The organism is Hyalangium ruber, from assembly GCF_034259325.1.
GTDB lineage: Bacteria > Myxococcota > Myxococcia > Myxococcales > Myxococcaceae > Hyalangium_A > Hyalangium_A rubrum.
On sequence record NZ_JAXIVS010000006.1, the window covers coordinates 571,427 to 596,360 of the forward strand.

Below are 24,934 nucleotides of genomic sequence, written 5' to 3' on the forward strand. Positions count from 1 at the left end.
TCACTCCGCCTGGAGCGCGAAGGCGGGTGGCACCCGCGTGGCGCGCCACGCCGGCAGGTAGCTCGCCACCATCGTCACCACCATGAGCAGCAGGGCGACGAGGGTGAAGGTGATGGGGTCGGCCGGGCTGACGTTGTAGAGGGCCGCGGCCAGAAGCCGCGCCAGCCCCAGCGCCACCAGTGTCCCGATCGTGATTCCCAGTAGCGCCAGCCGTAGGGCATGGCGCAGCACCAGCATCAGGATGCTCTTCGGCGTGGCGCCCAGCGCCAGGCGGACGCCCATCTCCCGCGTGCGCTGCTCGACCATGTAGCTCATCACCCCGAAGACGCCCACGGCCGCCAGTGTCAGCGCGGCGGCGGCGAAGACCAGCACCAGCCCGGCGAGCATCCGCCGGGGCCCGAGGGCCTCGTCCACCAGCTGCTCCATCTGGAAGACCCGGCCCACCGGGAGGTCCGGCGCCTGCCGGGCCACGGCCTCTCGCACGGCGGCCGTCACCGCGGCGGAAGGTCCGCGTGCGCGCACCACGACCTGCATGGCGCCCCGGGGCTCCTGGGCCTGCGGTACGTAGAACTCGGCGACGGCTTCCTGGAACTGCCCGCGCCCCTGGCTGAGCGTGTTCCCCACCACGCCCACCACCTCCCAGGGGACCTCGCCTCCGGAGAAGAAGCGCTTGCCCAGGGCCTCCTCGCCCGGCCAGAAGCGCCGTGCCATCTCCTCGTTCACCAGCGCCACGCGCGGAGCCTCCGAGCCGTCCAGCGCGCCGAGGTCACGCCCCCGCAGCAGCGGGATGCTCATCGTGCGCAGGTAGCCCGGGGTGATGACGCGGTGGTTGACGTGCGGCTCCCGTCCCGGCTCGGCGGGCTGGTCCGGGAAGATCAGCATGCTGGTCTGGTTGCTGCGGCTCAGCGGCAGCAGGGACGCGGCGCCCGCCGCCTCCAGGCCCGGAAGCTGGGACAGGGACTCCATCAGCTCGGTGTAGAAGCGGGTGCGCGCCGCGTCGTCCGGATAGGTCGCCTCCGGCAGGGTCAGCGGGAAGGCGAGGACATTGGACGCGTCGAAGCCCGTGGGCGCGCGCTGGAGCCGCTGGAAGCTCTGCAGCATCAGCCCCGCGCCCACCAGGAGCACGAGCGCCAGGGACAGCTCTCCCACCACCAGCGCCGACGACATGCGCCCGCGGCGGCCCGTGGTGCGTTGGCTGTCCTTCAGGACCTCCGCCAGCTCGGTCCGCGAGACCCGGAGCGCCGGCATCAGCCCGAAGATGAGTCCCGTCATGAGCGACAGCCCCAGGCTGAAGAGCAGCACCCGCACGTTCACCCCGATGGTCGTCCAACCGGGGATCCGCTGAGCCAGGCCGTCTGGCATCAGCGCCGTGAGCAGGTCCGTTCCCCAGACGGCGAAACACACCCCCGCCATGCCGCCCACCAGGGCCAGCAGCACGCTCTCCACCAGCATTTGCATGGCGATGCGCCGACGCCCCGCCCCCAGCGCCGCCCGCACGGCGATTTCCCGCCCGCGTCCCGCCGCGCGCGCCAGGAGCAGGTTCGCCACGTTCGCGCACGCGATGAGCAGCACGAAGCCCACCGCTCCGCCCAGCGCCATCAGCACCGGGCCAATGGGCCCGAGGAATGCTTCTCGTACGCCGGTCAGCCGCACGGTGTACTGCGCCATCTCATCCGGGAACTCCTGCTCCATCCGCGCGGACACCGCTTGGAGCGCCGACTTGGCCTGCTCGGGCGTGACACCCGACCGCAGCCGCGCCAGAACCTGGAACTTCCGCAGCCCCCGGGCTTCGGCCTCCCGGGCCGTGGGCACCAGGGGGACCCACAGCTCCGCGGAGGGCGGGAACTGGAAGTCCGCCGCCATCACTCCCACGACGGTGCGAGGCTGGCCGTCCAGGGTGATGCTGCGCCCCACGATGCTGGGGTCTTCTCCGAAGCGGCGGCGCCACAGCGCATGGCTCAGCACGACGACCGGCTCGGCTCCGACCTGCGCCTCCGCTTCCTCGAAGCCCCGACCCAGCAGGGGCCGCGCGCCAAGCGCGGAGAACAGCTGAGCGCCGACGCGGCTGCCAGGGACCTGCTCCGGCGCCGCGTCCTTCGTAAGGCTCAACGTCTCACGCGTGAAGCCGGCCACCTGGGCGAGGACCTGCCCCGCCTGGGATTGCCATTCCTTCAGCGTGGGAAAGGAGGTCTCGCTCCGGTCGATGCCACGCTCGGGCGAGGTCTCCCAGACCATCACCAGAGATTCATCTCCGGGGAAGCGCATGGCACGCAGATAGATGGCATCCGCGATGCTGAAGATGGCCGTGTTCAGTCCAATGCCAAGCCCCAATGTCAGCGCGATGACCACAGCGAAGGTGGGATGCTTCCGGAGGAGCCGGAGTCCGAATCGCACATCATCCAATAGGATTGCCATGATTACGGTCTGATCGGAGATTGACAGGTTCTCAGCGCCAACAATACCATCTCGCTCTCGGAGTGAAGTGCGATCATCCTATCGCTCCTTTGCTCCGAGAGATGTACCCCCGACGTCAAACGGAGGTTGTCCCCATGGTTGAACAGAAGACCGCGACGCAGGAGATGACGGCGCTGGACGCAGACAAGGTGGAGGCTCTGCGCAAGCAGCTCCGCACCATGCTGGGTAATGGCCAGGTCAAGCTGCCCGAGACCGCCATGCTGAAGGCGCCGACGCACAGCAGCCACTCGGACGGCGACGGCTTCATCTAAGCCGCCGTTTGGGGGCCTGCCTCCACTGGAGGCCCCTGCTTCGGGTGCCACGGGCTCCAGCGGTATGGGGTCCGTGGTATTCGCAATCCCCGGGTAGCTCGCGGGGACTCCCAGGGGCGCTTCACTCGTAGCGGGCGACGAAGGCATGCACGTCTTCCACCGCGACGCCCCCCAGCTCGAAGGCGTGCGCGCCATGGAGGGTGAGCTGCACGGGTGACGGTGCGTGGGCCAGCAGCGCGGGAAGTTTGCTCCCGGCGGCCACCACCTCTTCCACCTCGAAGGTCTGCTCCGCCACCTGGCGTGAGCGCGTCACCAGGGCGACGCCCGTGCGCGGTCCGTACAGGGTGATGCCGGTCCCCAGCGCGGCCACGCCCGCGGCGGAAGGAGCGTGGCGCTTCAGGTATGCGAGCCGCCCTTCCAAGAGCGTGCGCGAGCGCTCGCAGCGGGGGGAGCAGGGGAAGTGGAAGATGAGCTGGAACCCGAAGAGGTAGCGCAGACAGGGGTTCATCAGCCGCGGGAAGGGGCCCAGGTCGGGAATGCTGTCCGGCGTCTTGTCCAGCCGTTCTTCCCCGGTGCGCGTGAAGAGCTGCACGCAGCACTCCGGGTACCCGAAGAGGCTGGCCAGCATGGCGTGCTGGTTCGTCTGCTCCAGCACGTCCGCGCCCTCCAGCAGATCCTCGGCCACACCGAAGTAGAACATGCCGTGGGTGGCGCCCGGCGTCCCGCTGGGCAGCTCGTGGCGGGCGTGGTCGGTCCCCTCGACGGGACCCCGGGGCTCCACGAAGTCGATGGCGCCGCGCCGCACATACAGGCCCAGCGCGCCGATGGCCTCCATGGTGGGCCGCACCCGCTCCATGGGGAGGATGAGCCTTCCCACCGCGCGCTCCTGGTGGAGCACGGTGGCCACCGTGAGGAAGTCGGACAGGCTCAGCAGGCCCAGCAGCGGGCGGTGCTCCGGGGGAAGGTTCTCCCCCAGTTCCTGGCGGACGGAATCCAGCAGCGCTCGGGACGGGGGGAGGATTCGCACGGCGGGGAGGGCCTGGTTCATCGATTGGCGGCGAGCAGGGGGGCTGCGGTGGCGGGCGCGGCGCGGGTTGCCCAGTCCTCGCTGTACCAGCGCAGGAACTGGAACTCCTCGCGCGAGCGGTCCAGCGTGACACGCAGGATGACGGCATCCTCCGTGCCCGCTGCGGGGCCCTCGAGGCGCACCTTGCCCGGGCACCACACCGGCTCCAGCGCGCCGAAGTTGAACGCGCCCGCGTGGCCGATGCGCAGCTCGAGCAGCACTGCTTCGGGAAGCTGGTCGGCGGCCTCACGAGGCATCAGCAGCGTCACCTCGCCCTCGGGCACGTCCACGGCCCACACCAGAGCGGGCAGCGGGCTCGACAGGCCCGGGGCCCTGAGGGACGTCTCATGCACCACATGCGGCTGCGCGCCGCCGCCCTCCAGCGCGGCGGGCTCCTGGGAGACCATCGACTCCAGGCGCAGCCGCTGCGAGGAGCGCACCGGGTAGTCACACGCCTTGCACATGGGGTGCTCTCTCAGGGTGCCTTCCAGCGCGGCCTTACGCAGCCGGGTGAGCTGCGGGCCGTTCCACACCTCGGAGATGCCCTGGGTCCTCAGGTTGCCGTAACGGTCCAGGTGCTTCCAGTCGTTGCAGCAGAGGATGACGGAGCCGTCCGCCAGCACGTTGAGGGTATCCACCGGATAGTGGCAGTGGCCGTAGGACTCGTCGAACTCATGCACGCGGGCGTTCTGCGTCATCTCGTCCACGCGCGCGTTGATGGGCACGAAGCGCGTCCAGTACCCCAGCGAGCGCCAGTACTCCTGGAAGCGGCGGGCCTCGTCCACCGAGCGGGAGTCCAGCACGAAGGACAGGCGCAGCCGCCGGCGGGGGCCGTTCCAGTTGCTAAGCAGGCCGTGGACGCGGTCCCAGAAGTCCCGTCCGTGGATCTCCCGGTAGCGCTCCCGGTCCGTCGCGTTGATGGACAGGGTGAGGAAGAAGCGCTCGTACGTCATCAGCCGGTCGAGCATCGCCGTGTCCAGCACGCTGCCATTGCTCACGGTGGAGATGGAAGCGATGGCGTCCTCGGCCCGGTGCGCCTCGTCGAGCAGGTCCAGGAACCGCTTGTCCAGCAGCGGCTCGTTCTGGAGCATCAGGCAGAGCTTCACCCGCCGCCCCGCCTCGCGAACCTCTTTGATGAGGCGGTGATAGAGCGCGTCATCCAGGCGCACACCCTCCCTGCCCCCGGCGCTCTCCGGGTACGGGCACATGGGGCAGGTGTAATTGCACCGGTTGGTCGTCTGGATTTGGATCTTGCTCGGGAAGTCCAGCAGGCTCCCGGCGAACTCAGCGTTGCGCAGATAAGGCACTCGACACCTCCTCTGACGCCTTGGGAGCCTGCTCCACCATGCTCAGCAGGAAGTCGTCCATGCCCGGGAGCATGCGGAACATGGGGATGGGGTCGTCGAGCAGCCGCTTGAAGAACCAGTCGAGGATGGCGAGCGTCTGGATGCACTCCTCGGACACGTGGGGCCGGGGAGTAGGGTCCCCGGTGCGCGCGTAGTCCAGGACGGGCAGCACACCGCAGTACGGGTTGTAGGCGCACTCGCGGCACTTCGAGTCGCGGTCCCGGATGGAGAGGTTGGTGGACAGCAGCGCCTTGCCGCCGCGCAGCAGCCCCTCGTACGTGGCACCTCGCACGTTGCCCAGGCCGAAGAACTCCCGCAGCGAGCGGGCTTCGTCCGAAGGGAGGATCTCTCCGTCATGGTCGTAGGTGATGGCCCCGTTGAAGTCGCCCACCGGGTTGCGCCAGTCGACGTAGCCGCCGTCCGCGCGGTCGATGACCTTCAGCAGCAGCACGCGCAGCGTGCGCTCCGCGTAGTTCTCCCCGGTCCGCTGGTTCTTCTCGTAGATGTAATCCAGCCCGTCCAGGTAGTAGTGGAGGAACTCGTTGATGTCGAAGGGCATCGCGCTGCGCGCCGCGTTGCCCAGGTGCTTGAGCTTGAGGATGGCGACGCCCTTGAAGCCCTGCTCGTGATAGAAGTCGATCATCCTCCGGGTGTGCTTGGCGTTGTCCTTGCCAATGACACACAGCGGGGAGGTGCTGAGCATCCCGGGGTACTTCTCCTGGAAGTACCGCAGCCGCTCCATCACCGTCTTGTAGGAGCCGGAGCCGCTGCGCGTGATGCGCATGCTGTCATGGATGTCCTGCGGGCCGTTGAGCGAGTACGACAGGTGGATGCCGTGCTCGCGGCAGAACTCGAGGTGCTCGTCGTTGACCACCATCAGGTTGGTCACCACGGTAAAGTCCAGCCGCTTGCCCACGGACTCGTTCTGCCGCTTGGCCTCCAGGACGAAGTGCTTCATGCCCTCGAAGTTGAGGAACGGCTCGCCGCCCTGGAACTCGAAGTCGATGCGCTGCGAGGGCGTGGACAGGGCGAAGCGGATGACCTCGGTGGCCGTGTCCGGCTGCATGTCGAACTTCTTGGGGTCCTCGGAAATCTTCTCCGGGTTCATGTGGCAGTAGGTGCAGTTGAGGTTGCACCGCTTGGTCAGCACCACGATGTGGAGGCCGGGCCCCCAGTAGGTGCGGCTCTGCCACTTCTTGAGGTCCCCCATCACCCGCTGGGCGTTGTCCGTGGTGACGATGTGGCCGGTCTGCTCCAGGCGCTGGAAGAGCGCCGGGTCCATGGAGATCTCGTCGATCTGGCGGTTCTCCTGTTCGGTGAGAACCTGCATCGACCCCACGCGCGACAGGCGTAGGAACTGGTTGGGGCCCACCTCGCGGGCCGGGAAGAAGTTCGGGATCCACTCATCCCGGTAGCGCAGTCCTGGCAGCTTCACAGCGTTCCTCCCTCGTCCTTCACGAAGCGGATGGATTTTTCCACGGTTTGCTCCCAGTTCATGTAGTCGGGGGAGTCGTTCACCAGCGCGGCGCCGCTGGCGCGCACCTTGTCGGTGTGCTCGCCCATGCGGCGGTTGAACGCCTCGTTCATTTCCGGAGTGACGAAGGCCTCGATGAGCTTGTGCTGGGAGATGAGCTCGCGAGCATACTCCACGAAGACGGCCCGTCCGTGCGCGGACAGCTGCTCGTGCTCCAGCATGGTCCGGAAGGAGAAGAGGTTGGTCCTGTGGAGGTTGAACAGGTGATGGCGGCGCTCGGGGGTGAAGCCCATCCGCTCCATGACGCGCAGCCGGAAGCGGTTGACCGCGAGGAAGGCGTGGATGCCCAGGTGCAGCCCCTGTAGCGGCCGCGGGTCGCTGCGGTAGGGCGACACGAAGATCTGCCGCGAGTCATGCCAGAGCCCGTAGTCGCTGGTGTTCAGCGTCAGGAACATGCGCTGGTGCTGCAGCTCGTGGACGACGTCCTCGGCGTGCTTGAACGGGGTGTCCACGCGGGTGAGGAAGATGGGCGAGCCGGCGCCATACGAGGCCGAGCGGTGGACGGACTTGCGCGGGGGCGCGTTCATGTCCACGAAGGCGGTGAGCAGCGCGCCAGCCCAGTCCAGCACCTCGGGCCACAGGTCCTTGATGATTCCATGGGCCGCGGTCGTGCTCTCCTTCATCGTCAGCGGCTCCCAACCGGCGGTGGGCTCGCCGGTATCGGGATCATGCTGCTCGCTGCCGAGCAGGCTCAGGAGGCGGCGATTATCCACGATGGGCACGCCCCAAGGCTCGGAGCGTGGCAGGGGTTCGAGGCTCACGTGTGGGGCGAGGCCCGGGGTGGCGAGCGGCAGAGGGAGCTTTGCGAACGGCTCTTGTGCACCTTCCGCGCGAAGGGTGACCGCGCCCTGGGCCAGCTCCCATTGCACGCGCTTCGGGTCGGCACCCTGCACGCGCACGCGGCGGTCCCTCAGCAGATCGTAGAAATCACTGGTGGTGGTGAAGCGGCCCTGCGAGCCCTTGTCCTCCAGGGCCTGCGTCAACCGCAGCGCGCAGATGTTGCTCAGCAGTTGGTCCCGCTGGAAGTCGTCTCGGGGGTTGGGCCCCATCAGTGAGCCGAGCATCAGGCCCAGGCTCCAGTGGCCGAAAATCTCGCCGAAGCGCTCGGGAGACTGGGCGGACAGCTCCAGCAGCCCGGAGAGGAAGGCGTGCAACTCGCCCACGCGAGGCCCCAGCCGCTGTGCCGTGGCGGGGGTGTCCAGGTTGCTCAGCAGCGAGTCGACGACGCCCACACGCACGCTGTGCAGATGCTCCCGAATCTGTGCATGGTGTGTGGACGAGAGGGCGATGGGAAAGAGCTGCGACAATTGAGCATCCATTATCGACTCCAATCCAGCAGAAGCACGGAGCTGTGTGAAAGGCGGAAGAGCAACGACTGCAGGGCTTCATGCACCTCGGCCCGGGGCATTGAGAGTTGCTCGAGCACCTCGTCGACGAGCTGGCCGAAGGAGCGGCCATCACACCGCTCGAGCACGAAGGCCTCGAGCGCGGTGAGGGGAAGCCGGCGGACGCCGACGGGGTCCGCGTAGCAGAGCAGGGCCGCCACGTCGGGAGGCTGGACTTCGCCGGTCAACAGGGCTGCCTGCTGCGCGTCGAGCAGGAGGTGGTGGGGGGTGAGCATCGGACGCCGGCGGTCCAGGTCGACGCGCAGGGCTGCGTCATGCGCTTCCCGCAGCGGTGCCAGCTTCGACTGCGGCAGCGGGGCGAAGGCGGACATCTGATGCACCAGTTGGAGGAGGTGGAAGAGCTCCCGGTCCAGCCACTGGCAGGTGCGAAGGTCGCCGCGCAGGGGCTCGGCGATGCCCCCGGCGTTCTCCAGGAGCGCTTCGGCCACCTCGAAGAAGGTCCACTCCAGCTCCGCTGGCTCCGAGGGCGGTGGCGGAATCAAGGCCGTGAGGCGCGCGGCCAGGTCCCAGGCCCCGCCCGTCACGAGTCGCCGCAGGGTGGTGGGTGCGAATACGGCGGCGGGGGACTTGTTGGCGGACAGCGCGCACCGCTTGACCAGCGCGCGCAGGTCCTCGTGCGAGTGGGAGACGACGTCCCGCGCCAGCGCGAACGGCCGCAGCCATTCGGCCAGCCCTGCCTGGGTCCAGCGCAGCAGGCGCGTGGGCTTGTGGGGGTTGTAGCCGGTGAAAACGGTGGCCAGCAGCGCGGAGGGGCGCCGGATCTCGGGCGCAGGCGGAGGCCGCCGCGACGCGGGTTGCAGGGGAGTGCAGCCCTGCGTCCGGTGCTCCTGGTAGGCAAGGCGGTAGGGGGGGCGCTCGGTTATCAGCGTGCGCGTGTCCAGGTGCTTCGCCGCCAGCGCCAGCCAGTCCGCCAGATCATGGGGGTAGCGCTCCAGCACGCCCACCTGGGGGCGCGCCGCCAGCGCGAGCGAGCCGCCACACGTGGCGACGCGCGCGGGCTCCAGCCACCGGACGAAGCCCAGCGCCTCCACGCCATCCATCTGGTTCCAGAAACCCTGCCATTGGAGCGAGGCCCCCGTGGGGACGAAGGCCACATCCACGCGGCCGCGGAAGGGCTTCAGCGCGTCACGGGTGACGGGGGTATCCCTCACATCCACGCCATCGAAGACGAGGACGTCTGGAGTCTCGACGAGGAAGCAGCACTGCTCCTCGCCCTCCGTCGAGGCCGCGGCGGGGATGATGTGGACCCGCACCCCCTCCTTGAGTTCGATGACGTCCCCCGGGCGAAAGGCATGTACCCGGTGGAAGCCCAGCGACTTCAGCAGGAGCTCCGGCCCTTCGGCGCACGAGCACGTCCTGGGGTCCTCGTCGAGGAAGTAGATGGCTGTCTCGGGCGACAACCCCAGCAGGCTGGGCGGGTGCAGGTGGTCGTCGTGGCCGTGTGAAAGAAAGACGGCGTCGATGGTGTCCGACTCCGGCAGGAGCCATCGCGGGCAGGTGGGCAGTCGAAAATTTCCATCCTGCCGGACGAGAATTGGGTCGATGAGCAGCCGCAGCGGTCCCCGTCGGATGGCGAAGGACGTGTGACCAAGATGCTCGACCCAGGTTTCCACTTGTCTCGACCTTTCTGATTTTCCAGAGGCTAGGGGGAAGGCGATTCTTCCGTCAATACGTTGACTATTCGCGGGACTGCGGTCTCTCGCGGAGCCGCGTGTCCAATCCATCGCATCGCGTGGAGTCGCGTAAGGTGGCAGGCGCTATGGCCTCCATTCGCTCTACCGCGCTCTCCTTCCTCGTCGTGCTCGGCTTCGTAGCTGCTTGCGGAGATAATTCCCCCACACCCGTTCCTACACCCGACGCGTCTGTGCCAGTGATTTGCGACAGCGTCGGCGTCGCGCTGTGTGGCGGCTCCTGTGTGAGCATCGAGAGCGACCCGGCTCACTGCGGTGGTTGCGACAACGCCTGCGGGACCGGCGAGGCGTGTGTGGGTGGCGTCTGCGCCGCGCTCTGTCAGATCGACGGCAAGCAGGTCGCCCCCGGGGTGCTGAACGCGGCGAACTCGTGCGAACAGTGCGTGCCGGCGACGTCGGCGACCACGTGGACGCAACGCGCGGACGGGGCGTCGTGCAACCCGGGACAGGTTTGCTCGGCCGGCGCGTGCAGCCCGAAGTGCTTCATCGACGGCGTGGTCTACGCCGCGGGTACGCCGAACCCGGCGAACGCCTGCGAGACGTGCGTGCCGGCGACGTCGACGACGGCGTGGACGGCGCGCGCGAGCGTTCCGCTGCTGGTCGGCGGCGACGACATCACGGCGCAAGGCTGGACGACGATCGCGCAGGCGCCGAACACGCTCACGTACGGCGCGGACTACGTTCGCCTCGCGACGTCAACGAACAGCGGAGGGAGGACGAGCGGGCAGTTGCTCATCGCGCGGGCGAACGCGTTCGACGCAACGAAGCCGTTCAAACTCCAGGTGACGATGCAGGTCGAGTCGGTGAACACCCATAACCAGTTGGACAGCGGCGCGGCCATCTTGGGGAGCTTCACGCCGCCGGCCGGCAACAGCACGGATCGTTCGCAGATGATCTACCTCGACAGCGCGGCGATCGGCTGGGCGGACGACACGCAGGCCGCGGCGTTCTCTGTGACCGACGGCGCGTATCATGTCTACGAGCTCGCGGTGGATGCCGCGAAGGTGGCGACGGTGAGCATCGACGGCGTCGCGAAGCTCACGCGGAACAACTTCACGACGACCGGCACCATCGCCATCGGCGACCAGACAAACGACCCGAACGTCGACGGAGCGGTGCGGATCAAGTCGGTCGAGCGGCTCTGCCCCTAGAAAACTCGTGGCACGCGGCTTCCCCCAATGCTCGTCGCCAGGAGGAAGCCTGAGAGCGCATGCCAATCTTCAGCGGCTAGGGCCGTCCGGCGGCTCGCTCAGGGCAGCGCCGTGCGTGGCGATGACGCGCGAGTAGAAGCGCGCGCTGTCCTTGGGAGTTCGCTTCAGGCTCTCGAAATCGACGTGGACGATGCCGAACCGCTTGGAGAAGCCGAGCGACCACTCGAGATTGTCGAACAAGGACCAGAGCATGTAGCCGCGCACATCGATTCCCTGCTGGATGGCGGTATGGACGGCCGTCAGGTGCTTGCGCAGGTAGTCGATTCGCAGCGGATCCCGGATGCGGTTGCCCTCGGCGACTGGAGGGTCGAAGAAGGCGGCCCCGTTCTCGGTGATGTAGATCGGAATCGGGCCGTAGCGCTTCTTCACCATCTCGAGCGTGTCGATGAGGCCCTGTGGGAACACCTCCCATGTCGTCTCGGTGTACGTGGCCTGCTTCTGCCGCACCGGCGCGGCCCGCTGTGGCCAGGAGCGCTCGTCGAAGCGCGTCACGTTGCGCGTGTAGTAGTTGATGCCGAGGAAGTCGATGGGCTGATGGGCCAGCTTCAGCGCCTCTTGTGACCAGGGCTCCCACGCTGCGCCGAAGACCTCGGTCAGCTCGCTGTCCGGACACGTTCCCAGCAGCGCGGGGTCGAGGTACTGCCGGTTCATGTACGCGTCTGCTCGAGCGGTGGCCGCCAGGTCGGCTGGGCTGTCCGAGGCGGGGTACTTGGGCTCGAGGTTCACCACGAGGCCGATCTGGTTCTTGCCCGTGGCGCGATAGGCCTGGACCGCCGCGCCGTGCGCCCGCATGAGGTTTCGCGAGGCGATGGGTGCCTCGTAGAGATTCTTGTGACCCGGGGCGAGCGCGCCGTGCAGATAGCCACCGTCGGACACGACCCACGGCTCATTCAGTGTCGCCCACTTCTTCACCCGGTCGTCGAGCCGGCGGAACAGCGTGGCCCCGTAGTCCGCGAACCAGTGCGCGATGTCGGGATTGAGCCAGCCGCCGAGATCGTCGAGAGCGGCAGGCAGGTCCCAGTGAAAGAGCGTGATGATCGGCTCGATGCCGTTCTTCAGCAGCTCATCCACGAGCCGGTCGTAGAAGTCGAGGCCGGCCGGGTTCACGGCGCCCTTGCCCTGGGGCAGGATGCGGCTCCAGGCGACGCTGAAGCGGTAGGCCTGCATCCCCAGCTCGCGCATGAGCGCCACGTCGCTCGCGTAGCGCCGGTAGTGATCGCAGGCCACATCACCGGTGTCGCCGCTGGGCGTCAGGCCGGGGGTGTGCAGGAAGCGTTGCCAGATGCTGGGACCCGCTCCGTCGGCGAGCGGCGAGCCCTCGATCTGATAGGCCGAGGTGGCACTGCCCCAGAGGAATCCTCGTGGAAATTCGATGGTCTTGGTCATTCCGGTTCGATGTGGGTGGGTGATCTCAGAGGCGGCGGTCGCTTCGGCGCGACTTCATCCCTTGATGCTCCCCGCGAGGAGCCCTTGGATGTAGTAGCGCTGCAGCACCAGGAACAGCACCAGGACAGGTAACACCGTGATGACGCCGCCGGCCATCATCAATTCGCTGTCCTGTACGTGCTCTCGCGTCAGGGACGCCAGAGCGACGGGGAGCGTATGGCGATCGTCATCGGTGAGCACGATGAGCGGCCACAGGAAGTCATTCCAGGATCCGAGGAAGGTGAAGATCGCCAGGGTCACCAGAATCGGGCTGAGCGACGGGAGCACGATCGACCAGAAGAGGCGGAGCTCGCCCGCTCCGTCGATGCGACCCGCCTCGAGCAGCTCGTCCGGAATGGAGAGCGCGTACTGTCGCACGAGGAAGATGCCGAAGATGCTCGCCACTGACGGGAGCAGCACGCCCAGGTACGTGTTGACGAGCCCCATCTGCTTGAGCAGCAGGAACAAGGGGATCATGGCGACCTGTCCAGGGATGATGAGCGCCCCCAGCAGGAGCCGGAAGATCCGCTCGCGGCCCGCGAAGCGCAGCTTGGCGAACGCATAGCCCGCGCTGACGTTGAAGACGAGCGCCAGCAGGGTGGCCGCCGTGGCCAGGAACAGACTGTTGGCGAAGCTGCGGCCCATCCCCGTCTGGGCGAAGAGCTGGCGGTAGTTCTCGAGCGTGGCCGCGCGGGGGAGCAACGGCGCAGGCGTGTTGCTCGCCTCTCCCGGGGCCATGAAGGACACCGACACCATCCACACGAGAGGGCCCAGGCTGATGGCCGCCGCCGCGAGCAAGGCCGCATTCACCAGGATGGCCCGCGACCTCAGCCTCATGGCTCACTCCAGCGACGAAGGGCGAAGGACTGCACCAGGGTCACGGCGAACATCAGAAGAAAGAGGAGGAAGGCGACCGCCGAGGCGGAGCCCAGGTTCCACCATTTGAAGCCCTCCTCGTACATGAAATAGAGGACGCTGGTCGTGCTCTGCAGCGGGCCTCCCTGCGTCATGACGTAGGGCTCCGCGAAGAGCTGGAAGTAGCCAGCCATGGTCAGGATGCTGACCAGCACCAGCGTGGGAGCGAGCGAGGGCAGGGTGACGAAGCGCAGTTGCTGGAGGGCCGTGGCGCCCTCGATGCGCGCAGCCTCGTACAGCTCCTCCGGGATGCTCTGCAGCGCGGCCAGGAAGATGACCATGTTGAAGCCAAAGTTCTTCCACACCGCGAACAGGATGATCGCCGGCATGGCCCAGCGGGGATCGCCGAGCCAGTTAATCGGGGGGATGCCGATCCGTCCGAGAAGATCGTTGATGAGGCCGTAGCGGGTGTGCAGCAGGTAGTTCCAGATCACCGCGACGGCGACCAGGGTGGTCACGACCGGCGCGAAGAGCGCGGTCCGGAAGATCGCCTTGCCACGCGCCACCGCCGAGTGAAGGAGCAGCGCCGCCATCAGCGAGACCGCGATGGAGAGCGGAACGCCGACGAGGACGAAGAAGAGTGTGTTTCCGAGGGCCTTCCAGAAGAGCGGAGTCTGGAGCAGGCGCAGATAGTTGCCGCCCCCGACGAAACGAAGGTTGTCGAGTCGGGCCAGGGCGTAGATGTCGAAGTCCGTCAGGCTGAGGCCCAGCGCGGCGAGGACCGGCAGCAGGAAGAAGACGGCGATCATGAACAGGGCGGGCGTCACGAAGACCCACCCGGCGTGCGAGGTCTTCAATCTCCGGTCTCCCGCGTCAGGATCCAGCGCCGCTTCTCCAGGATGCGATCGGCGCGCGCATCCAACTCCTCGACCGCGGCGTCGACCGTCAGGCCTCCGTGCGCCGCCTGCTCGGCGACGATTCTCAGCTCGGTGGCGATGCGCTCCCACTCCGGCACCTTGGGGGTGGGCTCGACGCGCTCGAGCTGCTCCCTGAACGCGGCAGCGTGGACGTCACCGCTGAGCTCCGAGCCCGCCCAACTCGACCGCCGAGGCGGCAGGTCGCCCGACAACGCGTAGAAGCGACGCTGGATCTCGGGCTGCGACAGGTACTCGATGAGCTTCCAGGCCGCCTCCTTGCGTCGGGAGTCCGCGAACACCACCAGACTCGAGCCACCGGCATTCGACAGGCCAGGGCCGCTGGGACCGGGCAGCGGTGCCGTCATCCAGTGGCCCTCGAGTTCCTTGGGCAGACGGCGCTTGAACTCGCCGATGTTCCAGGGGCCGGTGATGTAGAAGGCAAAATATCCGCGGGCAAACTCGTTCCAGACGTTCGAGATCTGCGTGTTGGTCGCGCGCGGAGCCAGCTCCTGCTCGAACAGCTCCAGGTAGAAGCCCAGGGCGCGCCGAAAGCCCGCACTGCGAAAGTTGCCCCAGCGTCCGTCATCCCGCAGGAGGGGCTCTTCCTGCTGGAGGCCGAGCAGGAGCAGCGGCTCGAACTCGTTGAGCGGCACCAGGATCGAATAGTGCTCCGCGCCAGGCAGTCGCTTGATGGCGATGAGCATCTGCCTCCACTCCTCCCAGCTCCGGGGCGGGTGGTCAAAGCCCGCCTGGGCCAGGAGGTCGCGCCGATAGAAGAGCAGCCGCGTGTCGACGTACCAGGGGACGCCGAAGAGCCGGTCATCGATGACGTTGGTGTCCCAGATGCCGGGAAAGTAATCCTCCTGTTCGACGACGGGCGACGTCGCGGCGGCCGGATCCAGGGCAGCGAGTGCTCCGAGCGTGGCGAACTCTGGGACCCAGGTGTTTCCCATCTGCGCGAGATCGGGCGTCGCGTCACCCACGAAAGCGGTCAGAAGCTTCTCGTGCGCCCCCTGCCAGGGCAGTTGCTGCACGTTGACGCGGATCCCCGGATGGCGGGCCTCGAAGCCGCGGGTCAGCTCGGCCACCACTTCGCCTTCACGACCCATGGCCCAGAACTCGAGCACGATCTCGCCCGAGTCGGGTCTGGGACAGGCGGCCATGCCACACACGAGCGCGGCGATGGAAAGCCATCGCGCATGCCGCCCGGTCTTCCCCGCGCCAGCCTCCGTCACTTCTGCTCCTCGAGCCAGCCGCCCTTGAACCCCGCGCGCTCGAGACCTGTACGGAGATAGGGGTTCTTACGCATCACTCGCCACACGAACTGGTTCCTGTGGTTCTCGATCATGGCGATGATCGGTCCTTGGTCGATGCCCAGGTAGTCAGTGGCCACCCAACCGAAGCCCGGCACCAGGCGGCCCTCCTTGAGCGGGACGTCGTAGGTGAAGCTGGGGTTGAAGGAGTCCAGGAATCCGTAGGTGGAGTAGATGTGCTCGCCGTAGCGGCGATGCATCTCCATGACCGCTGGGATTGCGATCTCGGGGGCGAATGGGATGGATGCGGCGGCGGCGGTAGGCGCCAGGGTGCCATCGTCATGGATCCCCGGGCCTCGGGCCGCGTAGCTGCGAAACAACCGGCGCTTGCCCTGATAGTCGAGCTCCACATCGGCCGGCCCGTCGCAGGCGGTCAAGCCCCAGACGTCCTGCCCGTATCCCTTCCAGACTTCGGACTGACTCATCGCATACGCGCGCTGTGCATACGTGGCGCGGCGGCTGTTCTCGAAGTAGTCGATCCCTCGGCCGCGCATGTAGTCGTCCTGGATGCCGCGGAAGTCCACCCACACATGGCTGTATTGGTGACCGAAGAGGGGAGGGAAGCTCAGATGCTCCTGGCCGAAGAAGGTCCCCCAGGACTCCCCGTAGCCAGAGGCCCACTCCTGCCAGGCATTCGGTTCGACGGGAAACGTCGGCGAGCCCAGGGCGAGGAGCACCATCAGCATCGCCTCGTTGTATCCCCTCCAGTCGTAGGGGATGAAGCCGGCCTCGGGTGACCAGCCATGCGAAATGGCGGGCGGGCGGGTCTGGGCCCAGCGCCAGTCGACCCTGCGATAGAGCTTGTCGGCCAGCTTCCGGATCTCTGCTTCCTGCGGCGAGTCGCCATCGAAGTAGGACTGAGCGAAGAGCACCCCGCCCAGGAGCAAGGCAGTATCGACGGTGGAGAGCTCGTTCGTCTCGAAGCGATGCCCCGACCTCATGTCGAGGAAGTGGTAGAAGAACCCCCGGTAGCCGCTCACGCCGCTGGCTTCAGGGCCCTGTGGCGCGGCGTGGAGGAAGCGCAGCGTGGTGAGCACCCGGTCTCTCGCCGCTTCGCGACTCACATAGCCGCGCTCCACGCCAATGCCGTACGCCGTCAGCCCGAAGCCGACCGCGGCGATGCTGCTGGGAGACGGGGTCGGATACCGGTCCGGGATCAGACCGGTCTCCGGGTTCGCCGTTTCCCAGAAGAAGCGAAAGGTTCGCGCCTCCAGATCGTCCAGCCGTTCTTGCGAGGCGGCAGGTGTGACGCTCGGGGGCGGGCTTGGTTTCGGATTGCTGCAAGTGCAGCCCGCCATCGCGCCCGGGAGGAGCAACGCAGCGACCACGACGGAGAGGAGGGGGCGGCGGCCCGGGCGTGCCATCAAGGAGAACCTCCTCTTCAGAAGCTGTAACCCATGCCGAACTGGACGTTGCGCGGCGGAGCCACCAGGGACGAGGGTTGCCCGAACTTCGGGTTCGCGGCATCGGTCGACGGCGGGATGAACCCGTCGTATCCACCGAAGTTCTTGGCGTTGAAGAGGTTGAAGCACTCCGCGAAGGCGCTGATTCGGTGCCCCCCGGAGATCGTGAAGTCCTTCGCCAGCCGGACATCCACCTGGCTGAACTGAATGAAGCCGTCCGCCCGGCCTCCATTGCGGCGGAACTCGTACTCGGTGGGGCCAAAGCCCTGGGACGCGTCGGAGATGTTGAAGGGCAGGCCGGATCCGAGCGTGATCAGCGTGGACAGCTTGAAATCCAGCGGCAGCCCCACGATGCCGGAGAGCACGAGGCGGTGACGTTCATCGGTATCGGTGGGAGTGATGGGGCTGTCCTTGACGGTCGGGTAGTCGAAGTTGAAGGTCGACCCGCGCTCCTCCGCGAAGCCCAGGGTGTAGGCCAGGGACGCGCCCCACTGAATGCCCCACTTCGAGAGATCGCTCGAGTAGCGCTTCTCCGCCGAGACCTGCACGCCTTTGTAGGAAGAGGTTCGGTCGTCCACCGAGATGATGACATTGCCGAAGCCGCCCGGCGTCGGGATGAAGTCACGGTTGCCCGTCGACCTGCGGTTCGCGGGGTAGAAGCCGACGCCGTTCTGGCTGCGGATGTACGTGAGCGTCACCGAGGTGTTGACCGGGCCGAGCTGCTGCCGGACACCGCCGCTGAACTGGTCGGTGAACTGCGGCTTGGTGTCGTTCTCGAGCAGGTAGATCTCCGGCGACGGCGCCACGCCCTGGTCGATCAGCGAATCGAGCCCCGCCTTGCTCTGGTACTCGGGCCGCCAGGCGATGGTCGGCTGACCATTGCGGGGGGAGCCATCCTGTGAGAACTGGAAGGTGCGGACCTGGTACAGAAGGCGGAGCCGCTCGTCCACGGCGGTGTTGAACAGCGTGCGGTCGTAGTAGCGCCCAGCGCCCGCGAAGAGGACCGTGCGTCCGTTGTCCAGCACGTCGAACGCCACGCCGAGCCGTGGCTGCACCGCCCCCAGGAAGATGGGGCGCTGGTTCCCGTCGGTGATGTAGTTCTCGACCCGGAAGAAGTCAGGCCCGTTCGTCGGCTCGACCAGGCGCGCGAGCTCTTCTACCGCCGCGCGAACATCCTCGGGCGTCTTGTAGTCATTGTTCAGCGGGTTGCTCTCGACATCCCACCGGAGTCCCACGTTCACGGTGAGCCGCCGGGCGATCTCCCAGTCGTCCTGGACGTACACGCCGAACTGCGTGTTGTTGGCCGCCATCTTCGGGTCGCCGACGCCATAGGAGGCTTCGAACGGGAAGTCGTAGCTGAGGTTGTTGGCGGCGTCCTCGCGGAAGCGGAAGACGGGGTTGCCGAAGAGCGTGCGCGTGATCTGGTACTTCTGGAAGGAGAGCTTGGCGCCGGTCTTCACCACGTGCTGGCCGGCCAGTTCGAAGTTCGCGAACGTCGCGTCATCGCGCAACGTGAAGGCCCTCTGGGTGATGTCCTGACTGGTGTCGCGGCCACCCAGCCGGATGACACCCGAGAAGTCTCGCCCCACCAGGTCGGGGGTCGCGGCGGTCGGGTTGAACTGCGAGTCGAGATACTGGAACGTGGCTTCATTCGTCAGCGCTCCCAGCCGCAGTTGATGCCTGGCCGCGGCGGTGAGCACGTTGTTGCGCACGTTCTCGGCAGCCTCGAACCCCACCTGACCACCGAAGCTGCGGATGTCGGTCTCTCTCCGGATGCTGGCGCTGAGATCCACGGTCTGGTTTCCGGCGGGCCGCCAGGTCAGCTTTCCGAAGCCGAGATGCTCGCGGAAGGGACTCTTGAAGCTGCCTTCGAATTCGCCGAACAGGCTCTGGTTCTCCGGCGTGGGATTGCCGAGCGTCACCAGGTTCGAGCGGTCCTGGACGTTGCCCTCATAGCTCGCGAAGAAGTGCAGCTTGTCCTTTACGAGGGGGCCACCGAGCGCAGCGCCGAACTGGGAGCGCAGCAGATCGGGTCGCTCCAGGTCCCCCCGCTCCACGTCGAAGTAGTTCCGGGCCGCCAGGGACTTGTTCTGATAGGTGAGGAAGAGGTCGCCGTGGAAGTCGTTTCCGCCCGAGCGCGTGATGGCGGAGATGATCGCGCCACTGGCCTGCTCGTACTCGGCCTTGTAGTTCTGGCTGATCACGCGGAAGCCGCTGACCGCGAGCTGGGGAAAGGGATTTCCGCGGCTCGAGTCCTGTCCCACCACTCCGCCTTCGATGACGTTGTTCTTGAGGCTCACTCCGTCCACGAAGACGTTGGTGTTGCGGGCCTCGAGCGCGCCGGACGAGTAGTTCTTCTTGAACTCGTCGTTGGAGAGGCGAACGCCAGGCGCCAGCGCCGCGAAGTTGAGGAAGTTGCGGGTGCTCTGGGGAAGATTCTCGATCTCTTCGCGGCTGACGTTGGTGGCGACCTCGGACGTCGAACTCTCTGTCGTCTTTCCCTCGACGACGACGGTCTCGCTCTGGCCGAGATCGAGCGCCACGTCCTCCGCGAGGTTGATCTTCAGGTCCACCGTCTGGCCGACCTGCAGGGTGACGGTCCGGAGCACCTCCTTGCCGTCAGGCAGGGTCGCGGTGATCAAGTACTCACCGGGCTCCAAGCCCGTCAGGAAGTGAGAGCCGTCCGCGCGTACGGTTCCGGTCGCCGAGGCGCCATTGTTCGTATTCACCGCGCGCACGGTCACGCCGGTGGTCGCCCCGCTGGTCGAGCTGAGGTCCACGCGGATGGTCGCCGTCGTCTTCTGCGCGAGCGCAGGCACGGCCGCTAGCAACACGACAGCTCCCAACACACCCCACATCCGGTCGATTCTGCTGCCCTGCTTTCTGTTCATGGCAACCTCACTGCTGGACGCCGGGAGCGTCGTTTGGGCGGCTTCTCGGCGCCGCAAGACTCGCGAACAACCACCTCTGGAACCAACGCGCGCGACACGGGCCGTGAGCGCGTCGGGCTTTCGATGCTGAGCAGGAGCTGCTCCAGCGACGACCGGCCGAGCGCCGCGATCTGGACTCGCACCGTGGTCAGCGCGGGACTGACCAGCGAGGCGAGCGGGATGTCGTCGAACCCAGCCACGGCGATGTCGTCGGGGACGCGCAGACCTGCCTCTCGGAAGGCGACCATGCACCCCACGGCGATCACATCGTTGGCGGCGAAGACCGCATCGGGGTGGTCAGGTTGGGCGGCCAGGCGTTGCCCGGCGAGGTAACCCGATTTCTCGCTGAAGTCCCCCGGCAGCACCTGCGGCGGGACGCCTGGCAGCGCGGACGCCATCTCGTCGCGATAGCCGCGCAGACGCTCCTGGGCATCCAGGTTGAGTTCCGGCCCCGCCGCGTGCGCGATCCGCCGGTGACCACACCCGACCAGATGCCTGACCATCGCGCGCGCGCCGCGGTAGCTGTCGATGGTCAGCGTCGAGTGCCGGGCATCCTCCAGCGGGCTGTTGAGGAGCACGATCGGCAAGGAGCTGGGCAGGTTCTTGTCCAGGAGCGCGGCGTCGACGTGCGGTGACATGACGAGGAGCCCATCCACCCTGCCTCGCATGGTGCGGATGGCGACGGCGAGCTCCGCCGCATCGCCGTGGGTGCTCGACAGCAAGAGTTGCAGGCGTCGGAGGCGTGCCACGGCATCGATGCCGCGGATGAGTTCCGAGAAGAACTCACCGTGAAGATCCGGCAACAGAACGCCTACGACGTTCGTTCGCTGGGTGGCCAGGCTGCGCGCCCCGCTATGCGGCACATAGTGGAGGGAACGCACCGCCGCCAGCACGCGCTTGCGTGTCTCGGCGCCCACGGTGTCATGGCCGTTCATGACGCGTGACACCGACGCGATCGAAACGCGGGCCTTGCGAGCCACGTCCTTGATGCTGGCTTGCGATCCTTCGCGCGCGGTTCTGGCCATGACCTGGCGCAGTCATGTAAACGTTTTCTCACTCGGCGTAAACGTTTTCCCGATGACGCTGCGCGGCGTGCGGGAGGCTCGAAGGCGCTCATGACGAAAGCTCTCAGGGAACGCGTTGCCAGGATGGCGGGTGTGGCCTCCGCCGTAGCATCCCTTCTCATCCTCATCGCGGCCGCGCCTGATCCCTTCGCGCCGATGACCCTCGACACCTTCGATGACCTCACGCCTTGGCGGGTGGCGGCATCGGATGGCGTCTCTGCCACGAAAGCACCAGTGCCCGGAGAGAAGGGAGGCGCGCTCCGACTTGCCTTCGATCTTGGCCCATCCGCCGGTTACGCCTTCGCACATCGAGACCTTCCGCTCGACCTGCCGGAGAATTTCGAGATCACCTTCGTCGTGCGCGGAGAGACAGCGCCCAACAACCTCGAGTTCAAGTTGACGGACGCCAGCGGCGACAATGTCTGGTGGCACGTCCGGCGCGACTTCCAAGTCCATCGCGAATGGCGCGAAGTGCGAATCAAGAAACGCCAGATCTCCTTCGCTTGGGGGCCTACCGCGGACAAGACGTTGCGCCGCGCCGCGTCGATCGAGGTCGTGGTCAGCGCGGGCAGCGGCGGCGGCGCGGGTTGGATCGAGATAGACCAGCTCATGCTCCGGCGCCTTCCGGTCGAGACCGGGGAGCCGCCGCCGATCGCCGCACGGGCAACATCGGCCAACGCGCTTGCGCCGCTCTCGGTCGACGGCGATCTGGCGACCGCCTGGCGCAGCCCTGCATCCCCTCGTGGCCCGCAGGCGCTGACGCTCGATCTTGGCCGCATGCGCGAGTTTGGCGGGCTCTCGCTCACATGGGCGCCAGGCGCGCATGCGCGCGACTATGACATCGAGCTCTCCGACGATGGGCTCCGCTGGCGACTCCTGCGACGCGTACGCGGAGGAGACGGGGGGGAAGATCCGATCTTGGCGACGGAATCGGAAGCCCGCTTCATCCGCATCCGGATGGAGAATCCTGGCGGGCAGGGGTTGGGACTGGCGGACATTCGCGTCGAGCCGCTTCCGTTCGGCGCCGATGCGAACGCCTTCCTCATGGAGCTGGCGCGTCGCGCGCCGCGCGGGCTCCATCCACGCGGATTCGCCGGCGAGCAGAGCTATTGGACGTTGGTCGGCGTCAAGGGAGGCGGCGATGGCGCGCTCTTGTCCGAGGATGGCGCGCTCGAACTTGGCCGCGGAGGCCCTTCAGTAGAGCCATTCGTCATCGACGCGGCAGGCATCACCACCTGGGCAGATGTTGAGATCGCTCACCGTCTCGCGGACCACGCTCTGCCGGTGCCGTCCGTGGAATGGACGCATCCCGCCTGGAAGCTGACGGTCAACGCCTTCGTGGCCGGTGAGCGCGGGAATGATCGCCTCGTTGGCCGCTATACGCTGAGGAATCTCACCCATGCGCCGCTTTCGCTGCGGCTTGCCCTGGTCGTGCGCCCACTGCAGGTCAATCCGCCGACGCAGTTTCTCACGACGCCGGGAGGTGTGAGCCCCATCCGGAGCATGGCGTGGGACGGCGAGGTGATGAGCGTGGGCGCGCGTCGCATTTTCCCGCTCGCGCGTCCCGACATGGCAGGCGTTTCAACGTTCGACAGTGGCGCCTATCCACAACGCCTCATGCGAGCCGATGCAGCAGGCGAGCGCGCGGTCGAGGATGAGACAGGCCTCGCTTCGGGTGTGCTGGCCTACGATGTTGTGCTGCCTCCGCTCGGCGAAAGGCGCCTCGGCATCGTCGCGCCGCTGACGGGTGGCACGCCTGCTCTGCCGCACACCGAGCCCGACCGCTGGCTCGATGAAGAGGATGCGCGCGTCGCAGCCTTTTGGCGGAAGGAACTCTCCACCACTCGGGTGGATGCGGCCGGTGAGGGACGTGCGGTGACGAACGCCCTCCGCACTTCGCTCGCGCACATTCTCATCATGCAGGATGGGCCCATCCTGCGGCCCGGTGCGCGCTCCTATGCGCGCTCCTGGATCCGCGACGGCGCGATGATCGCCGAGGCGCTCCTTCGGCTGGGGCACGAGGAGGAAGCCAAAGCCTACCTGCGCTGGTATGCGACGCACCTCTTCCCCAACGGCAAGGTCCCTTGCTGCGTCGATGCGCGCGGAGCCGATCCCGTGCCGGAGAACGACAGCCACGGTGAGTTCATCCATCTCGCGGCGGAGGTCTGGCGCTACACCGGCGATCGCGCTCTGCTCCAGTCCGTCTGGCCGAAGGTGGAGGCCGCAGCACGGTACATGAACCAGCAGCGGCTCTCTGAACGCGTACCGTCCCATCTCGCCACACCGGAGCGGCGCAACCTCTTCGGACTCATGCCGCCTTCCATCTCGCACGAAGGCTATTCAGCGAAGCCCGCCTACTCCTACTGGGATGACTTCTGGACGCTGCGCGGCTTCGAGGACGCCGTCATGCTCGCGGCAACGTTCGGAGATGCCCAGACGCGGGCGAGCCTCGCCGCACAGCGTGATGAGTTTCGCACCGATCTGATGACGTCCCTGCGCATGACCGCGCGTCGATTCGATATTCCCTATATTGCCGGCGCCGCGGACCTGGGCGATTTCGACGCCACCTCGACGACGATCGCGCTTTCACCCGGGGGACTTCGTCGTCAACTGCCCGCCGATCTCCTGGAAGGAACCTTCGAGCGCTACTGGCAGAACTTCACGGCGCGACGTGATGGCGCTGCAGCCTGGAAGGATTACACGCCTTATGAATGGCGCGTTGTCGGCGCGTTCGTCCGTCTCGGACACCGCGAGCGCGCCAGGCAGGCCCTCGATTTCTTCATGGGAGATCGTCGCCCACTCGCGTGGAACCAGTGGGCCGAGGTGGTGGGGCGCGTCCCGCGCGAGCCTCGGTTCATCGGGGACATGCCGCACGGTTGGGTCGCCTCTGATTTCATCCGCTCGGCGCTCGACCTCTTCGTGTACGAGCGGCGCGAGGACGACGCGCTCGTCATCGCCGCAGGCGTCCCAGAGAACTGGCTGCGCGAAGACGGAGTCCGTATCCAGAACTATCGAACGCCCTGGGGGCCGCTGAGCTTCACCATGCAGGCGGAGGGAGACCGTTTGACCGTTCGTCTCCAGGGAAAAGCCCGGCCGCCTGGAGGTTTCATCATCCCCGCCGATCTCTTCGGCCCGTCCGATGCGCTCGTCGATGGTCGCCGTGTGAAGTGGAGCGGCGCCGAGCTCAAGGTCGTGCGTGCTTCGGCGACCATCGTCCTCATTCGACGCAAGGAAGGGCGTTGACCCCGGGCGGGCGGCTGGGGACGGGAATGCAGGCAGGAAGCCGCTTCGGCACCTCGCCTACCCAGGAGGCGGGTAGAGGCGCTCAAGCAGGCTTCTCAACAAAAGCTCAGTCGTTTTCAGCGCTTAGCTGCTCAGAAAAGAAAGATAAATGCCGTGTCGATCTCGCGCCCGCTGGTTCGACGCATCAATAGAAGCTGAGGTTCACCCCCAGGCGAGAGGGCCTGGGAGCCCGGCTCACGACCAGAAAGGGGCACGACAATGCGGTTCATGGTGATTGTGAAGGCGAACAAGGAGTCCGAGGCGGGCGTTCTTCCAGACGAGAAGCAACTGATCGAGATGGGGAAGTACAACGAGGAGCTGGTGAAGGCTGGCGTGATGCTGGCGGGCGAGGGGCTCAGGGACAGCTCGAAGGGCGCACGCGTCCGGTTCGAGGGCTCGAAGCGGACCGTGATCGACGGCCCCTTCAGCGAGACGAAGGAGCTCGTCGCCGGCTTCTGGCTGTGGCAGGTGAAGTCGCGGCAGGAGGCCATCGAGTGGCTCAAGCGCGCGCCCTTCCAGGAGGGCGAGGTAGAAATCCGCCAGGTGGCCGAGTCGGAGGACTTCGCTGCGAGTGATCCGACGGGCGAGCTGATGAAGAAGGAGGATGAACTCCGCAAGACCCTGGAGTCGCGGCGCAACTAAGCGGTCCGCCATAGATCATGTTCACTTTTTCCGCATGCGGTTTCGGTAGCTGGTGAAGGCGCTGCGGACAGCGGCGAGCAGCTCAGCGAGCGTGGGGTAACTGCGGCGGGGCATTTCGTAGGA

Annotated in this window: 17 protein-coding genes; 4 read left to right on the plus strand and 13 right to left on the minus strand. The window is 66.9% G+C overall.

Translation table 11 applies throughout. The features are described 5' to 3' along the window. Window positions 1–2,394, minus strand: coding sequence for an ABC transporter permease (locus SYV04_RS20450; RefSeq protein WP_321547521.1), 2,394 nt, complete (start codon window positions 2,392–2,394; stop codon window positions 1–3). A 155-nt stretch (window positions 2,395–2,549) separates the two neighbouring features. On the opposite strand from SYV04_RS20450, the gene SYV04_RS20455 reads away from it, so the two are divergent. Next, entirely contained in the window at window positions 2,550–2,726 is a 177-nt protein-coding gene (locus SYV04_RS20455; RefSeq protein WP_321547522.1) for a hypothetical protein, read from the plus strand. A gap of 121 nt (window positions 2,727–2,847) precedes the next feature. On the opposite strand, the gene SYV04_RS20460 is transcribed toward SYV04_RS20455, so the two are convergent. Genes SYV04_RS20460 through SYV04_RS20480 form a run of 5 tightly spaced genes read right to left on the minus strand, consistent with a single transcriptional unit; the run spans window position 2,848 to window position 9,691 of the window. Beyond that, a complete protein-coding gene (locus tag SYV04_RS20460) occupies window positions 2,848–3,774 on the minus strand; it encodes a hypothetical protein (protein WP_321547523.1) in 927 nt (308 codons plus the stop codon). Continuing rightward, the gene (locus SYV04_RS20465; protein WP_321547524.1) at window positions 3,771–5,099 is read right to left on the minus strand and encodes a radical SAM/SPASM domain-containing protein; all 1,329 of its coding nucleotides are present in this window, start codon (window positions 5,097–5,099) and stop codon (window positions 3,771–3,773) included. The genes SYV04_RS20460 and SYV04_RS20465 overlap by 4 nt, the downstream gene beginning before the upstream one ends. After that, window positions 5,077–6,573: a radical SAM protein gene (locus tag SYV04_RS20470; protein WP_321547525.1), complete on the minus strand. Its 1,497-nt coding sequence runs from the start codon at window positions 6,571–6,573 to the stop codon at window positions 5,077–5,079. The genes SYV04_RS20465 and SYV04_RS20470 overlap by 23 nt, the downstream gene beginning before the upstream one ends. Then, a complete protein-coding gene (locus SYV04_RS20475; RefSeq protein ID WP_321547526.1) occupies window positions 6,570–7,991 on the minus strand; it encodes an aKG-HExxH-type peptide beta-hydroxylase in 1,422 nt (473 codons plus the stop codon). Before SYV04_RS20475 ends, SYV04_RS20470 begins: the two co-directional genes overlap by 4 nt. Next, window positions 7,991–9,691 (minus strand): MBL fold metallo-hydrolase, encoded by a 1,701-nt coding sequence (locus tag SYV04_RS20480; RefSeq protein ID WP_321547527.1) that lies wholly within the window; start codon window positions 9,689–9,691, stop codon window positions 7,991–7,993. The genes SYV04_RS20475 and SYV04_RS20480 overlap by 1 nt, the downstream gene beginning before the upstream one ends. Window positions 9,692–9,993: 302 nt before the next feature. Between SYV04_RS20480 and SYV04_RS20485 the strand changes: the two genes are divergently transcribed. Next, window positions 9,994–10,920 (plus strand): hypothetical protein, encoded by a 927-nt coding sequence (locus tag SYV04_RS20485; RefSeq protein ID WP_321547528.1) that lies wholly within the window; start codon window positions 9,994–9,996, stop codon window positions 10,918–10,920. Window positions 10,921–10,989: 69 nt separating this feature from the next. Here the strand turns inward: SYV04_RS20485 and SYV04_RS20490 are convergent, their stop codons facing one another. Genes SYV04_RS20490 through SYV04_RS20520 form a run of 7 tightly spaced genes read right to left on the minus strand, consistent with a single transcriptional unit; the run spans window position 10,990 to window position 20,848 of the window. Beyond that, the gene (locus SYV04_RS20490; protein WP_321547529.1) at window positions 10,990–12,366 is read right to left on the minus strand and encodes a GH1 family beta-glucosidase; all 1,377 of its coding nucleotides are present in this window, start codon (window positions 12,364–12,366) and stop codon (window positions 10,990–10,992) included. A 54-nt stretch (window positions 12,367–12,420) separates the two neighbouring features. Beyond that, window positions 12,421–13,242, minus strand: a complete 822-nt coding sequence (locus tag SYV04_RS20495) for a carbohydrate ABC transporter permease (RefSeq protein ID WP_321547530.1) — start codon at window positions 13,240–13,242, stop codon at window positions 12,421–12,423. Then, window positions 13,239–14,117 carry a carbohydrate ABC transporter permease gene (locus SYV04_RS20500; RefSeq protein ID WP_321547531.1) on the minus strand — a complete coding sequence of 293 codons (879 nt, stop codon included), beginning with the start codon at window positions 14,115–14,117 and terminating at the stop codon, window positions 13,239–13,241. The genes SYV04_RS20495 and SYV04_RS20500 overlap by 4 nt, the downstream gene beginning before the upstream one ends. Further along, complete coding sequence (locus SYV04_RS20505) at window positions 14,114–15,412, minus strand: sugar ABC transporter substrate-binding protein (protein ID WP_321547532.1); 1,299 nt, start codon at window positions 15,410–15,412, stop codon at window positions 14,114–14,116. Before SYV04_RS20505 ends, SYV04_RS20500 begins: the two co-directional genes overlap by 4 nt. Then, on the minus strand, window positions 15,409–16,854 hold the full coding sequence (locus tag SYV04_RS20510) for a glucoamylase family protein (protein WP_321547533.1): 1,446 nt from the start codon (window positions 16,852–16,854) through the stop codon (window positions 15,409–15,411). The genes SYV04_RS20505 and SYV04_RS20510 overlap by 4 nt, the downstream gene beginning before the upstream one ends. 17 nt (window positions 16,855–16,871) lie before the next feature. Then, a complete protein-coding gene (locus tag SYV04_RS20515) occupies window positions 16,872–19,784 on the minus strand; it encodes a TonB-dependent receptor (RefSeq protein WP_321547534.1) in 2,913 nt (970 codons plus the stop codon). After that, entirely contained in the window at window positions 19,781–20,848 is a 1,068-nt protein-coding gene (locus SYV04_RS20520; RefSeq protein ID WP_321547535.1) for a LacI family DNA-binding transcriptional regulator, read from the minus strand. The genes SYV04_RS20515 and SYV04_RS20520 overlap by 4 nt, the downstream gene beginning before the upstream one ends. 90 nt (window positions 20,849–20,938) lie before the next feature. Between SYV04_RS20520 and SYV04_RS20525 the strand changes: the two genes are divergently transcribed. Both SYV04_RS20525 and SYV04_RS20530 read left to right on the plus strand, forming a co-directional pair. Then, window positions 20,939–24,130 (plus strand): discoidin domain-containing protein, encoded by a 3,192-nt coding sequence (locus tag SYV04_RS20525; protein ID WP_321547536.1) that lies wholly within the window; start codon window positions 20,939–20,941, stop codon window positions 24,128–24,130. A 258-nt stretch (window positions 24,131–24,388) separates the two neighbouring features. Next, window positions 24,389–24,811, plus strand: coding sequence for a YciI family protein (locus SYV04_RS20530; protein ID WP_321547537.1), 423 nt, complete (start codon window positions 24,389–24,391; stop codon window positions 24,809–24,811). Window positions 24,812–24,934: the final 123 nt, after the last annotated feature.

Bases quoted from the DNA above. Each gene is read 5' to 3' on its own strand.
- SYV04_RS20455 (WP_321547522.1), top strand. From the start codon at position 2,550: ATGGTTGAACAGAAGACCGCGACGCAGGAGATGACGGCGCTGGACGCA.
- SYV04_RS20460 (WP_321547523.1), bottom strand. From the start codon at position 3,774: ATGAACCAGGCCCTCCCCGCCGTGCGAATCCTCCCCCCGTCCCGAGCG.
- SYV04_RS20475 (WP_321547526.1), bottom strand. From the start codon at position 7,991: ATGGATGCTCAATTGTCGCAGCTCTTTCCCATCGCCCTCTCGTCCACA.
- SYV04_RS20490 (WP_321547529.1), bottom strand. From the start codon at position 12,366: ATGACCAAGACCATCGAATTTCCACGAGGATTCCTCTGGGGCAGTGCC.
- SYV04_RS20495 (WP_321547530.1), bottom strand. From the start codon at position 13,242: ATGAGGCTGAGGTCGCGGGCCATCCTGGTGAATGCGGCCTTGCTCGCG.
- SYV04_RS20510 (WP_321547533.1), bottom strand. From the start codon at position 16,854: ATGGCACGCCCGGGCCGCCGCCCCCTCCTCTCCGTCGTGGTCGCTGCG.
- SYV04_RS20515 (WP_321547534.1), bottom strand. From the start codon at position 19,784: ATGAACAGAAAGCAGGGCAGCAGAATCGACCGGATGTGGGGTGTGTTG.
- SYV04_RS20520 (WP_321547535.1), bottom strand. From the start codon at position 20,848: ATGGCCAGAACCGCGCGCGAAGGATCGCAAGCCAGCATCAAGGACGTG.
- SYV04_RS20525 (WP_321547536.1), top strand. From the start codon at position 20,939: ATGACGAAAGCTCTCAGGGAACGCGTTGCCAGGATGGCGGGTGTGGCC.
- SYV04_RS20530 (WP_321547537.1), top strand. From the start codon at position 24,389: ATGCGGTTCATGGTGATTGTGAAGGCGAACAAGGAGTCCGAGGCGGGC.